We start from the raw sequence: 13,460 nt of genomic DNA, 5'->3' as shown, positions 1-13,460 counted from the left end.
CCGATGGCCAGGTATGCGCCGCGAAACCGCGGGTCAAACCTCGGCGGCCAGCGCCGCCGCCTGCTCATGGGTGAGCCGCCCGTCCGCGACGACCGTGACGACCCGCCGGGTCAGCGTGTCCTCGACGACCAGCGGCCGGTCCCACGCCAGCGCCTGCCCCACGCCCGGATACTCCTCGACCCGCACGAACCACGGGTCGTCCTCCTGGACGAACACCAACGTCCAGTCCCGCCCGTCCGGATCCGTCCCTGACAGCGCGATCCACGGGTCCCGGCCGCCGTGCACGGCCCGCTCGTCCCCTGGCAGCGTCGTCCTGGCGGTCGAGGTGCCGGGCGCGCGCCAGAAGAAGCCGCCGTAGCCGGCGCCCACGCGGCCCTTCGTGGCCGAGCTGTTGATCTCCACGGGCGCGCCGGTGAGGTTGGTGAGCGTGAACGTGAAGTCCAGCGCCCAGGCCTCCCCGACCGGCCGCGCGAGGACCGTACGCTGCTCCCGCGCGATCAGCCGCCCGCCGGGCCCGATCCACTCCAGTTCCTCGGCGAAGCCGTCGTCGGAGAGCCGCGAGAACGCCCGGTGCCGCTGGACGCCGTGATCGCCGAGCCAGGCCGGGCCCTGATCCTTGACGAAGGTGCGGCCGCCCCAGAAGTTGGCCCCGCCCAGGTCGGAGATCGCCACCCCGACCCCGAGATGGTGCACGTGGTCCTCGGGCCGGACCTCGGTGACCTCGACGCCGCCCAGCGTCCGCACCCCATGCAGGTACGGCCTGGGGGAGTCGGTGGCCGGCAGGTCGGGATTCAGCTCATACCGTGCCACGCCCCGGCCTGCGACCAGCAGCTCCACCCGCGTCCATGGCACGTCCAGCTCCGAGTAGAGAGCCAGCTCGTCCGCGCTGCGGGCGGTCAGGTCGCTGATCCCGGGCAGGAACCGGTGGTTGACCTCGCCCAACTGGTCCCGCTTCACGATCTGGTGACGCTCGGGGATCGGCAGCGGCTCGGGCGCCAGCCGCACCGCGTCCAGCACCTGCGTGAACGTCTCCGTCGCGGCCAGCGGCACCAGCAGCCCGGCGCCCGTGCGGATGTGGTCGACGAGGTTCTCCAGCAGGTCGGTGCGCTCGTACACGGTCGTCGTGACAGAGCCGTCCGTGAGCTCGACCTTGACCTGGTCCTGCGTGTAGACGAGCGTGGCGCGGCCCTGGTCGCCGTGCACCACCAGGTACGGCTCGTGCCGCTCCTGCGCGCACAGCGTCACCGCGATCGTGATCACGAGCCCGTCGGCCATCCGGATCCGCAGGCAGGACGTGTCGTCCGACTCGATCGGGTGGGCGTGGTAGAGCTCGGTCTCGATGTCGGCGATCCCGCCGTCGACCAGGGCCAGGGCGGTGGCCACGGCGTGCGCGAACGGGTTCGTCAGCGCTCCGTCCACCACGTCCACACCGTCCAGACGGCGCTTCCCCGCCCAGGAGGAGCGGGTGAAGTAGGCCGACGGGCGCTCCCACGCGCCGGCGCCGCCGATGCCTCGGACGCGGCCGATGGCGCCCGAGCCGATCAGCTCGCGCAGCGCCGGGACGGCCGCCGACCCCAGCGACTGGAACCCGACCTGGCAGGACAGCCCGGTCTCCGCCACCGCCGCGGCGATCCGCCGATGCTCCGCCGGGCTGGCCGCGGGAGGCTTCTCCAGCAGCAGGTGCGAGCCCGCGCGCAATGCCGTCACCGCGAGGTCGGCGTGCGTGTGGATCGGCGTGCAGATGATCGTGATCTCCGCGCCGGTCTTCTCGATCAGCGCGCCCAGGTCGGACGACTGCATGGGGGAGCCGAAGTCGACCTCCACCGGACGCACGTCGCAGATCCCGGCCAGCTCGATCTCACCCCGGTGGGCCAGCATGCGCAGCTTGCCCAGGTGGTGCCGCCCGTGCCCGTGGGCTCCGGCGAGTACGACCTTCATCACTTACTTCCACCTCAGCCCGAGTCCGGCGTGCTCGCCCGCGCGCAGCACCCCGCCCGAAATCTCCACGGGGTACGGCTCCGCCAGGAGCCCGAGCGCGGCGAACGAGGCGTCCTCGACGTCCTCGGCCATGACCGGCAGCGGCAGCGCCAGCGCCAGTTGCCCGGAGACGTCACCCAGCAGGTGCGGGTACACCGGCACATCGTACGTTCTGGCCAGCTCCACGATCCGCAGGAACGGCGTGATCCCGCCGACCCGCACCACGTTCGGCTGCACGACGTCGCACGCCCCGGCCGCCAGCAGGTCGCGGAAGCCGTAGGTCGTGTAGACGTTCTCGCCCACCGCGACCGGCACGTCGATGGAGCGGCGCAGCTCCACGTGCGCGGCCACGTCGTCGGCCGGCAGCGGCTCCTCGATCCAGTGGAGGCCGAACTCCCGCAGCGCGGCGATCGCCCGCCGGGCCCGGTGCAGGTCCCACCGCTGGTTGGCGTCGATCATCAGCAGCCGGTCGGGCCCGATGACCTCGCGGACCGCGGCCACCCGCGCGACGTCCTCGGCCAGGTCGGGACGGCCCACCTTGATCTTGACACCCCGGTATCCGGCCGCCACCCACCGTCTGGCCTGCTCGACCAGCTCCTCCAGGGGATAGTGCAGGTTGACGCCGCTGCCGTACACCGGGACCTCGTCGCGCCGCCGCCCGAGCACGTCGGCCAGGCCGAGCTCACCGCAGCGCAGGTCCCACAGCGCCAGGTCGATCCCGGCCAGCGCGATCGTGGTGATCCCGCCCGGCCCGGCCTCGCGCGTATGCCTCCACAGCCGGTCCCACACCGCCTCGGGGTGCGCGGGCAGCCCGATCAGCGCCTCCCGCAGGTCGTGGTCCAGCAGCGCCTTGACGGCGTGTGCGCCGATCTGCGGCGTCCACGAGAACCCGGTGCCGGTGCGCCCGTCCTTGAGCGTGACGTGGGTGACGATCACATGGTTGGCCGGCACGTCCGCGCCCCACGGCCGGGGCAGCGGGGCGGTGCGGAGCTCGGTACGCAGGTCGGCGACCGTCATGAGGCCGCCACCGCCAGCCCGGTTTTGATCAGCGCCTCCAGCTCGGCCAGGTGCTCGTCGGTCACCTCCACGAGCGGCGGGCGTACCGCGCCCACGTCCAGGCCGCGCAGCCGTACCCCGGCCTTGACCAAGGAGATCGGGTAGCCGGGCACCTTGCCGCGCAGCCGGACCAGCGGGGCGTAGAACTCGGTGAGCAGCCGCTCGTCGCCCTTCAGGTACGCCAGCGCGATCTCCGGCGCGAACGCGAACACCGCACTGGAGTACAGCTCCACGCCGATGCCCCGGTAGGCGGGCATGGTCAGCTCCGCCGTCGGCAGCCCGTTGAAGAACAGGAAGTCCGGGTACTTCTCGCGCACCGCCAGCACGGTCCGCTGCATCCGGTCGATGTCGCCCAGCCCGTCCTTGAGCCCGACCACTCCGGGGATCCCGGCCAGCTCGACCACGGTGTCCGGCTCCAGCACCACGGAGTCACGCTGGTAGACGATCACCGGCAACTCCGCGGCCACCGCCGCTACATAAGCCCTGAAGCCGTGCCCTGGCCCCTTGGCCAGGTATGGCGGCATGAGCAGCAACCCGTCCGCGCCCGCCTCCCTGGCCGCCCGCGCCTGGTTCAGCGCCGCGCCGAGCGGCCCGCCCGCCCCGGCGAACAGCGGCACCCGGCCGCCCACGACCTCGGCCGCCACCCGCACCGCGCGCTGGTGCTCGGCCTCCGACAACGCGGAGAACTCGCCGGTGCCGCAGGCCACGAACACGCCGCCGGGGCCGTGCTCCATGCCCTGCCGGATGTGCTCGGCCAGCACCTGATCGGCGAGCCCGCCGCCGGCGTCGAAGGGCGTCACGGGGAAGAACAGCACACCGCTGAGATTCATCATGATTCCTTGAGTTCGGTACGCCAGCTGCGCTTGGCCTGCCAGCCGAGCAGGCGCTCGGCCTTGGTGGTCGAGAAAGCGGGAGCGGTGCCGGTGAGCCCGGCCGCGAACGGCTCGGTGCCGGGCACCACTTGGGGAAGCAGTTCGGCCAGCGGCTTCCTGGCCAGCGCGTCCGTGGCGCCGGCGAAGAACACCTCGCCGTTCGGCAGGTCGGGCAGCGCCTCGACCAGCACGGCCACCATGTCGGAGGCGTCACGGGAGTCGACGTAGTTGAACAGCGACACCCCGCCCAGCTCCGGCCGGTCCAGCCGCTCGGTGACCGTGTGCCCCGACTGCGTCGGGGCGCCGGCCCACTCCTCCGGCGGAATGACGAAACACGGCCTGATCGCGGCCAGCTTCGTCGTCCCCGCCTCGGCGAACGCCTTCATGGTCTGCTCGGCGGCGACCTTGGACAGGTTGTACGCGTTCCACGGTCGCACCGGGTGGTCCTCGTCGATCGGCAGGTACGACGGCGCCCAGCCACGGGGCGCGCCATAGCCGATCACGGTGGGACTGCTGGCCACGACCACGCTCTCCACGCCCAGGGCCACCGACGCCTCGCAGATGTTGAACGCCAGCTGCGTGTTGACCTTGTAGATCACCGACTCAGGCCGGCTGAACGGCGTGGCGATGGCGGCCAGGTGGATCACCGACTCCGGCCGGAACCTGGCGATCACCTCGAACGCCTGTCCCGTGTCCGTGAGGTCGGCCGGTAAGACGGCGGCGGCCTCCACGGGCGTGCCGGGCGCGTTGTCCACGCCGATGACCTCGTGCCCGGCCGCCGCGAGCGTGGTGACCACGCTGCGGCCGAGGCGTCCTGCGCTTCCGGTGACGAGGACTCTGCTCACCGTGAGGGGCTCCTTCAAGACTGCAAACAGTTGCACTAAACCTTTGTGTCACCGGGGCCGGGGCGTCAAGAGGTGATTTCATACCCCTAGCGCCACCTGGGGATTCCCGATCGGTCTCGGTATGGCGTAGACCGGCAAGCGCTTTCAGCCTACCCAGGGGTGCTGCAAGCGGTTGCGTTAGGGTGTGCGATTGTGACAGTGACGATTCGTGATGTGGCCCGGGCGTCCGGCGTGCACGTGTCCACCGTGTCGCGGACGTTCTCCGCGCCGCACATGGTGAACGCCGCCACCCGGACCAGGGTGCTGACGGTGGCCGAGGAGCTGGGATATCGGCCGAACCGGGCGGCGCGGGCGCTGACGACGGGGCGTACCCACAACCTCGGGCTGATCGTGGCCGACATCGCCAACCCGTTCTTCCCCCCGTTGATCAAGGCCGCGCACGCGGCCGCGCGGCAGCGCGACTACCACCTGTTCGTGGCCGACACCGACGAGGAGCCGGCCGCCGAGGAGGAATTGGTGCAGGCCTTCTCCAAGCAGGTGGACGGCCTGGTGCTGTGCAGCCCCCGCTCCTCCAACAAGGCGCTGGAACGGCTGGCCGAGCGGGTGCCGTTCGTGGTGATCAACCGCCGGCTGCGCGGCGCCGCCACGGTGCTGATGGACGTCGGGCACGGGGCGAGGCTGGCGGTCGACCACCTGGCCAAGCTCGGGCACCGCCGCGTGGCGCTGGTGTCGGGACCGTCCGGCTCGTGGACGAGTTCGGAGATCCGCGTGGCCGCCGAGCAGGTGGCCGGCGTGGAGCTGGTCGTGATCGGCCCCAACGCGCCGACCGAGCGGGGCGGGCTCGCCGCCGCCAAGCGGGTGCGGGACTCGGGGGTGACCGGCGTGCTCGCCTACAACGACCTGGTGGCGATAGGGCTCATCGAGGGGCTCGGCGATCTCGGGCTGAGCGTGCCGGAAGACCTCAGCGTCGTCGGGATCGACGATATCGTTCCTGGGCGGCTGAACCGCCCCAAGCTGACCACGGTGGCCATGCCGACGGCCGCAGCGGGCAGGCTGGCGGTGGACCTGCTGATCCAGGAGGTCACGGCCACCACGTCGCTGGAGACCCGGCTCGTGATCAGGGACTCCACCGCGGCTCCACGATAGCCTCGCCGCTGCAACCGGTTGTACTAATCGTGACGCAAATTCATCTGACTTCTCCGGCGGTCGAAGCTACGACCTGCGAAAACGCCGTTGCGATATATCGGTAACGGCTATGTAACGTCTGCAAAGGGTTGACGTAACTTTCCTGGCGGCTATAGGAAAGCGCTATCCATTCACATTTCGCCGGAAGGTCCGTGATGACGAATGAGTTCCGTCATGGCTGACTCGGTGGCGGTGAAGTCTCGGCCCGCGGCGACCAAACCCGCACGCGACGGTCACCGCTCCACGAAACGCTCCCGCCGTGAGGCGAGGGCCGCCTACCTCTTCCTGGCGCCCTGGTTCGTCGGCCTGCTCGTCATCACGGTCGGCCCGATCTTCGCCTCGCTCTATCTGTCGTTCACCGACTACAGCCTTCTGGAAGAGGCCAAGTGGGTCGGGTTCGACAACTACATCACGATGTTCACCGAGGACCCGAGGTTCATCGCCTCGCTGAAGGTGACCACGATCTACGTGGTCGTCTCGGTCCCGATGCAGCTGGCCTTCGCGCTCGCGCTGGCCCTGGTGCTCGACCGGGGACTGCGCGGACTGTCGTTCTACCGCTCGATCTTCTACCTGCCCTCGCTGCTGGGCGGCAGCGTCGCGATCGCGATCCTGTGGCGCAAGGTCTTCGGCGCGGACGGCCTGGTCAACGCCATCCTCGCGGTCTTCGGCATCCAGGGGCCCGGCTGGGTGGGCGACCCGGACACCGCGCTCGGGACGCTGATCCTCCTGCACGTCTGGACGTTCGGCGCCCCGATGATCATCTTCTTGGCGGGGTTGCGGCAGATCCCCCGCAGCTACTACGAGGCGGCCGCGGTGGACGGGGCGGGTATCGTCCGCCAGTTCCGCTCGATCACGCTGCCGCTGCTGACACCGATCATCTTCTTCAACCTGGTGTTGGAGATCATCAAATCGTTCCAGTCGTTCACGCAGGCGTTCATCGTGAGCGGCGGCAAGGGCGGCCCGGCCGACTCGACCCTCTTCTACACGCTCTACCTCTACCTCAAGGGATTCAAGAACTACGACATGGGCTACGCCGCGGCGATGGCGTGGGTCCTGCTCGTCATCATCGCCGCCCTGACCGGAGTGAACTTCCTCGCGTCTAAGTATTGGGTCTTCTATGGCGACACCAAGTAGGCCGCTCCCGGTGCTGTTCCGCCCGTTCAAGGGCGGACCGGTGGCCAAGCACATCCTGCTGATCGGCTTCGGCCTGGTCATGCTCTATCCGCTGCTCTGGATGATCTCCAGCTCGCTCAAGCCGGAGGAGCTGATCTTCCGGGAGCCCGGACTGTGGCCCAGCCAGGTCACGCTGAACAACTACACCGAGGGCTGGACCGCGCTGAAGCACCCCTTCGGCTACTACCTGTGGAACTCCGCGGTGGTCACGGCCCTGTCGGTGGTGGCGAACCTGGTGGCCTGCTCGCTGGCCGCCTATGCCTTCGCCCGGCTGAACTTCCCGCTCAAGAAGCTGTGGTTCGCGATCATGTTGGGCACGATCATGCTGCCGCACCACGTGGTGATCGTGCCGCAGTACATCATGTTCTCCGAGCTCGGCCTGATCAACACGATCTGGCCGCTGGTCATGCCGAAGGTGCTGGCGACGGACGCGTTCTTCATCTTCCTGATGGTGCAGTTCATCCGTACACTGCCCAGGGAGCTCGACGAGGCCGCCGAAATCGACGGAGCGGGCTATTGGCGCATCTTCATCAGGGTCGTCATGCCACTCTGCATGCCGGCGCTGGCCACGACGGCCATCTTCACGTTCATCTGGACGTGGAACGATTTCCTCAGCCAGCTCCTTTACCTCAACAACCCGGACAACTTCACCGTCCCGGTCGCGCTGCGCACGTTCCTCGACGCCAGCAGCGACTCGTCCTGGGGACCCATGTTCGCCATGTCGATCGTCGCGCTGGGGCCGATCTTCGGGTTCTTCCTGGTCGGCCAGAAGTATCTGATCCGTGGTGTGGCCACCACGGGACTGAAGTAGTTCCACCCCCACCCCCCAACAAGAAAACCCTCTAGGAGGTAGAGCCGTGAGCTCTGGCAAGAAGATGTGGTCGGCAGCGCTGCTGGCCACCGCTGTGCTGGCGGTCACCGCGGCCTGTGGCAGTGGCGGCGGCGGCGGAGGCGAAAGCACCGACGGCAAGATCAAGCTGCGCTTCTCCTACTGGGGCAGCGACGCGCGGCAGAAGATGACCGAAGAGGCGATCAAGAAGTTCGAGGCCAAGAACCCCACCATCGACGTCGAGGGTGAGTTCTCCGACTGGGCCAGCTACTACGAGACGCTCGCCACGAAGGTCGCCGCCAACGACGCGCCCGACGTCATCACCATCGAGATCCGCGGCCTGCGCGAATACGCCGACCGCGGCGCGCTCGCCGACCTGGCCAGCAAGGTCAACACCGCCGACATCGACGCCAAGGTGCTGGGCACCGGTGCCATCGACGGCAAGCAGTTCGCCGTCCCCACCGGTGTCAACGCCTTCTCCCTGATGGTCAACCCCGCCCTGGTCGAGAGCAGCAAGGCGAAGCTGCCCGACGACACCAAGTGGACCTGGAACGACTACGTCGACCTGGCCGCCAAGATCACCGAAGGGAGCGGTGGCAAGGTCACCGGAACGCAGCTGAGCTGGAACCCCGCGTACCTCCAGATCTACGCCGCGCAGAAGGGCGAGCCCTTCTACAACGGCAACAAGCTCGGCATGTCCCCCCAGACGATCAAGGACTGGTGGGCCATCATGCAGAACATGATCAAGGTCAAGGGCTCCCCCGACGCGGCCAAGAGCACCGAGATCGGCGCGACCAGCATCGACCAGTCGCTGCTCGGCACCAACACCGGCGCGATGGGCATGTGGTGGAGCAACCAGCTCGGCGCGGCCGCCAAGGCGTCGGGGCAGCCGCTGGACCTGCTGCGGATGCCGAAGGCGGAAGGCGCCACGACCGGTGGCATGTTCCTGCAGCCGGCGATGTTCTACTCCGCCTCCTCCAAGTCGGCGCACGCGGCCGAGGCGGCGAAGTTCATCGACTACATGATCAACGACCCGGAGGCGGGCCAGATCATCCTCAGCGACCGCGGTCTCCCGGCGAGCTCCAAGGTGCTGGCGGCGGTCAAGGACAAGCTGCCGGACGCGGACAAGAAGACGCTGGAGTTCATCGACAAGATCAAGAGCGAGCTGGCCGACCCGCCCCCCGCTCCGCCGAAGGGCTCCAGCGCCATGGAGGAGATCCTCACGCGCTACTCCGAGGAGGTCATGTTCGGCCGCATGACGCCCGACGACGCCGTCCAGAAGTTCATCACCGAGGCCAACGCCTCGATCGCAGGCTAAAAGGAGAGTCATGAGGTACGCGTTCGTCGGGCTTGGGCACCGCGCGCAGATGTACGTCGACGCGCTGCTCGGGGAGTGGCGCGACGCCGGCACCATCGTCGCCCTGTGCGACACCAACCGGACCCGCATGGACTATTACGTCGAGCGGATCGGTCAAGAGGTGCCGTGCTTCGCGCCCGCGGAGTTCGACAAGGTGCTCGAGCTCGCCGACGCGGTCATCGTCACGACCGTCGACGCCACGCACGCCCGCTATGTGTGCGCGGCGCTCGACGCGGGACGTGACGTCATCGTGGAGAAGCCCCTCACGGTCGACGCCGAGGGCTGCGCGGCCATCGCCGCGGCGGCCGAGCGCAGCACCGGCAAGCTGATCGTGACGTTCAACTACCGGTACTCGCCGCGCAACTCGGCCGTGCGCCGGCTGCTGATGGAGGGCGCCATCGGCGAAGTGACCTCCGTGCACTTCGAGTGGACGCTCGACACCATCCACGGCGCCGACTACTTCCGCCGCTGGCACCGCGACCGGGCCAACTCCGGCGGGCTGCTCGTTCACAAGTCCACCCACCACTTCGACCTGGTCAACTGGTGGCTCGGGACCGCTCCCGAGCTCGTCTTCGCCCAGACCGACCTGCGCTTCTACGGCGCCGGCAACGCCAGGAAGCGCGGCCTTGAGGAGCGCCCCGAGCGAGGGCAGGGCGCTCCCGGGCTCGGCACCGATCCGTTCATCCTGGACATCTCCACCGACCCCCGGCTCAAGCGGCTCTACCTGGACGCCGAGCACGAGGACGGCTACATCCGGGACCAGGACGTGTTCGGCGAGGGCATCACCATCGACGACAACATGTCGGTGCTCGTCCGCTACGCCAACCGGACGATCCTCACCTACTCCCTGCACGCCCACGCCCCCTGGGAGGGCTACCGGGTGGCCTTCAACGGCACGGCCGGGCGGCTGGAGCTTGACGTGGTCGAGCGTGAGTGGACGTCGCCGCACGCCGCGATCGACCCGAGCGCGACCGCCAAGGAACATGCGGCCGGCTCCTGGGAGCGGCTCACGCTGCACCGGCACTGGAGCAGGCCGGAGGAGGTGCCCATCGAGACCGGGGCCGGCGGGCACGGGGGCGGCGACAAGCTGCTGCTCAACGACGTCTTCCGCGGTCCCGACAACGACCCGCTGGCACGGCAGGCGGGTTACCGGGACGGGATCCGCAGCGTGCTGACGGGCGTCGCAGCCAACCTGTCGGCGGCGAGCGGCGCACCCGTCCACCTGACGGACGACGGGACCCGTGTCGGCTGACCCGGCCGGGGCCGCTGACCCGGCCGGATCCGTGTTCGCCGAGCTGGCCGGGATCGCTCAAGCGCAGCTCGGGACGTACCCGCAGGCGGGTCCCGGGCTGCGGGTGGCGGCGCGGGACGCGCTCGGGGTGCTCGACCTGCGCGCCGAGGACGTGCGCGTGGAGCGGACCTGGGCCGACGGGGAGCTGGCCGGCGAGGAGCTGTCCTGGTCGGTCGGCTTCGGCCCCCGGACCCGTGCCTTCCTGCTGCGGCCCAGGGACGCGGCCGGACCGCTGCCCGGAGTGGTGGCGCTGCACTGCCACGCCGGGATGAAGTGGGCAGGCAAGGAGAAGATCGCCGACGGCCCCGAAGGTCCCTCGCCGGAGGTCCGGCGGCTGCGCGAGGCCATCTACGGCGGTCGTGCCTTCGCCAACGAGCTGGCCCGCCGCGGCTTCGCCGTGCTGGCGCACGACGTTCTCGCGTGGGGCAGCCGCCGCTTCCCTCTGGACACCGGAACGACCCCACCGCCTTCCACCCCCAGCCACCGTGCGCCGAGCGAGGCCGATCGCTACGACCGCGCCGCGGCGCAGCACGAGCACGTGGTCGCCAAACACTGCGCGGTGCTCGGCACGTCGTTCGCGGGCGTGGTGGCCGGCGAGGACCTGGCCGCGGCGGCCTATCTGCGCTCCCGGCCCGACGTCGGGCCGGTCGGGTGCGCCGGGCTGTCGGGCGGCGGACTGCGGGCCGCGCTGCTCGGCGCCTTCGACGAGGAGATCCGGGCGGTCGTCGTGGCCGCGATGGTCTCCTCGTACCTGGACATGATCGACGCGCACGTCGCCAAGCACACCTGGATGTTGTACCCGCCGGGTCTGCCGCGCCTCGGCGACTGGCCCGACCTGGTGGCGGCCCGCGCGCCCCAGCCGCTGATGGTCCAGTACGCCATGCGCGACGAGCTGTTCCCCGCATCAGGCATGCGCCGCGCCCACGCCATGATCAGCGAGCGTTACCGGGACGGCGCGTACGAGGCGGTGTTCGCCGACGTGCCGCACAGCTTCGACGTGCCCATGCAGGAGCGGGCCTTCGACTGGCTGGCCCGCCACCTCCAATGACCCGCCGCCGCCCGGCCTGCCCCGGGCGGCGGCGCCCACCCTGTTCCCCGGCCTTCAGTCACCCGCTTTCCACTGGGCGATGAGCTTGTCGTAGTCCAGCGTGGCCGGCTTGCCGCGCTCGTCGGCCAGCTTCGGCGCGGGCGCGCCGGGCTGGTCGTACCAGTACTGGGCGGGCCGCTCCGGGTTCAGCTTCGGCGCGCAGTTCCCGCCGTAGCCGCGCCGCTCCAGCCGGGACAGGATGTCGTCCTGCTGCTTGGCCAGGTTGTCCATCGACTGCTGCGGCGTGGTCTCGCCGGTCACGGCGGTGGCCACGTTCTGCCACCAGAGCTGGGCGAGCTTCGGGTAGTCCGGCACGTTCGTCCCGGTCGGCGTCCACTGCTTGCGGGCAGGGGAACCGTAGAACTCGATCAGGCCGCCGTACTTCTTGGAGTTCTCGGCGAAGTATTCGCTCTTGATGTCGGAGTCCCTGATGAACGTCAGCCCGACGATCGACTTCTTCAGCGACACCGTCTTCGACGTGACGAACTGCGCGTACAGCCAGGCCGCGGCCCTGCGGTCCTTGGGTGTGTTCTTCAGCAGCGTCCACGAGCCGGCGTCCTGGTAGCCGAGCTTGTTGCCCTCCTTCCAGTACGAGCCGTGCGGGCTCGGCGCGATCCGCCACTTGGGCGTGCCGTCGCCGTTGACGACCGGCAGCCCTTCCTTGGTCATGTCGGCCGTGAACGACGTGTACCAGAAGATCTGCTGGGCGATGTTGCCCTGCGCGGGCACCGGCCCGGCCTCGCTGAAGTTCATCCCGGCGGCTTCCTTGGGGGCGTACTTCTTCAGCCAGTCCACGTACTTGGTGAGCGCGTAGACCGACGCCGGGCCGTTGACGTCGCCGCCGCGGGTGACCGACGAGCCGACCGGGCGGCAGTTCTCCACCCTGATGCCCCATTCGTCCACCGGCAGGCCGTTGGGGATGCCGGGGTCGCCGTTGCCGGCCATGGACAGCCAGGCGTCGGTGAAGCGCCAGCCCAGCGACGGGTCCTTCCTGCCGTAGTCCATGTGACCGTAGGTCTTCTTGCCCTCGATGGTCCCGTTGCCGTTGACCTTGTTGGTGAAGAAGTCGGCGATGTCCTCGTAGGCCGCCCAGTTGACCGGGACGCCGAGGTCGTACCCGTAGGCGGCCTTGAACTGCTTCTTGATGTCCGGGTCGGTGAACCAGTCGTAGCGGAACCAGTAGAGGTTCGCGAACTGCTGGTCGGGCAGCTGGTAGACCTTCTTGTCCGGGCCGGTGGTGAAGCTGATGCCGATGAAGTCGTTCAGGTCCAGCGTGGGGGAGGTGACGCCCTTGCCCTCCCCGGCCATGTAGTCCGACAGCGGGACCACGTAGTCGCCGCGCGAGTGGGTGCCGATGAGGTCGGAGTCGTTGACGTAGGCGTCGTAGATGTTCTGATCGCCCTGGATCTGGGTCTGGAGCTTCTCGACGACGTCACCTTCCTGGATCAGGTCGTGCTTGATCTTGATCCCGGTGATCTCGGTGAACGCCTTGGCGAGTTGTTGCGACTCGTACTCGTGCGTGGTGATCGTCTCGGACACCACATTGATCTGCATGCCCCGGTACGGCGCCGCGGCCTTGATGAACCAGTCCATCTCGGCGATCTGCTGGTCCTTGGTCAGCGTGCTCGGCGTGAACTCCTGCGACACCCAGCGCTGCGCCGCAGCCTTCCCGTCGGCCTCCCTGAAGTCGCTCGACGGCCGCTCCGCGCCCTGGGCGCAACCGGCGACCACCAGTATGAACGCGGCCAGACCAACGGCCGCGGACCTGCCTGCCCGATGCGTCATCGC

General features: G+C 69.3%; 11 protein-coding genes. 6 read left to right on the top strand and 5 right to left on the bottom strand.

Annotated features, from left to right (window positions below; genetic code table 11):
• Positions 1-33: 33 nt before the first annotated feature.
• From ACIBX3_RS02120 to ACIBX3_RS02105, 4 genes are read right to left on the bottom strand one after another with little or no spacing between them, the layout of a single operon-like run.
• Positions 34-1,938, bottom strand: a complete 1,905-nt coding sequence (locus ACIBX3_RS02120) for a DUF6807 family protein (RefSeq protein WP_397112140.1) — start codon at positions 1,936-1,938, stop codon at positions 34-36.
• A 3-nt stretch (positions 1,939-1,941) separates the two neighbouring features.
• Positions 1,942-2,994: a mandelate racemase/muconate lactonizing enzyme family protein gene (locus tag ACIBX3_RS02115; protein ID WP_397112138.1), complete on the bottom strand. Its 1,053-nt coding sequence runs from the start codon at positions 2,992-2,994 to the stop codon at positions 1,942-1,944.
• The gene (locus ACIBX3_RS02110) at positions 2,991-3,863 is read right to left on the bottom strand and encodes a 5-dehydro-4-deoxyglucarate dehydratase (RefSeq protein ID WP_397113365.1); all 873 of its coding nucleotides are present in this window, start codon (positions 3,861-3,863) and stop codon (positions 2,991-2,993) included. Before ACIBX3_RS02110 ends, ACIBX3_RS02115 begins: the two co-directional genes overlap by 4 nt.
• Complete coding sequence (locus ACIBX3_RS02105; RefSeq protein WP_397112136.1) at positions 3,863-4,750, bottom strand: NAD-dependent epimerase/dehydratase family protein; 888 nt, start codon at positions 4,748-4,750, stop codon at positions 3,863-3,865. Before ACIBX3_RS02105 ends, ACIBX3_RS02110 begins: the two co-directional genes overlap by 1 nt.
• Positions 4,751-4,942: 192 nt before the next feature.
• Between ACIBX3_RS02105 and ACIBX3_RS02100 the strand changes: the two genes are divergently transcribed.
• From ACIBX3_RS02100 to ACIBX3_RS02075, 6 genes are all read left to right on the top strand, one after another.
• Entirely contained in the window at positions 4,943-5,896 is a 954-nt protein-coding gene (locus ACIBX3_RS02100) for a LacI family DNA-binding transcriptional regulator (protein ID WP_397112134.1), read from the top strand.
• 213 nt (positions 5,897-6,109) lie between these two features.
• Entirely contained in the window at positions 6,110-7,069 is a 960-nt protein-coding gene (locus ACIBX3_RS02095) for a carbohydrate ABC transporter permease (RefSeq protein WP_397112132.1), read from the top strand.
• A gap of 79 nt (positions 7,070-7,148) precedes the next feature.
• Complete coding sequence (locus ACIBX3_RS02090; protein WP_397113363.1) at positions 7,149-7,919, top strand: carbohydrate ABC transporter permease; 771 nt, start codon at positions 7,149-7,151, stop codon at positions 7,917-7,919.
• Positions 7,920-7,965: 46 nt separating this feature from the next.
• Positions 7,966-9,255, top strand: coding sequence for an ABC transporter substrate-binding protein (locus ACIBX3_RS02085; RefSeq protein WP_397112130.1), 1,290 nt, complete (start codon positions 7,966-7,968; stop codon positions 9,253-9,255).
• A gap of 10 nt (positions 9,256-9,265) precedes the next feature.
• Complete coding sequence (locus ACIBX3_RS02080; RefSeq protein WP_397112128.1) at positions 9,266-10,546, top strand: Gfo/Idh/MocA family protein; 1,281 nt, start codon at positions 9,266-9,268, stop codon at positions 10,544-10,546.
• Complete coding sequence (locus ACIBX3_RS02075) at positions 10,536-11,633, top strand: dienelactone hydrolase family protein (RefSeq protein ID WP_397112126.1); 1,098 nt, start codon at positions 10,536-10,538, stop codon at positions 11,631-11,633. The genes ACIBX3_RS02080 and ACIBX3_RS02075 overlap by 11 nt, the downstream gene beginning before the upstream one ends.
• Positions 11,634-11,687: 54 nt before the next feature.
• On the opposite strand, the gene ACIBX3_RS02070 is transcribed toward ACIBX3_RS02075, so the two are convergent.
• Positions 11,688-13,457 carry an ABC transporter substrate-binding protein gene (locus ACIBX3_RS02070; RefSeq protein WP_397112124.1) on the bottom strand — a complete coding sequence of 590 codons (1,770 nt, stop codon included), beginning with the start codon at positions 13,455-13,457 and terminating at the stop codon, positions 11,688-11,690.
• Positions 13,458-13,460: the final 3 nt, after the last annotated feature.

The sequence above is a fragment of the Nonomuraea sp. NPDC049480 genome (genome assembly GCF_044465905.1).
GTDB lineage: Bacteria > Actinomycetota > Actinomycetes > Streptosporangiales > Streptosporangiaceae > Nonomuraea.
Note: the sequence above shows the minus strand (reverse complement) of the source record. Positions and strands in the feature narration are given on the sequence as shown.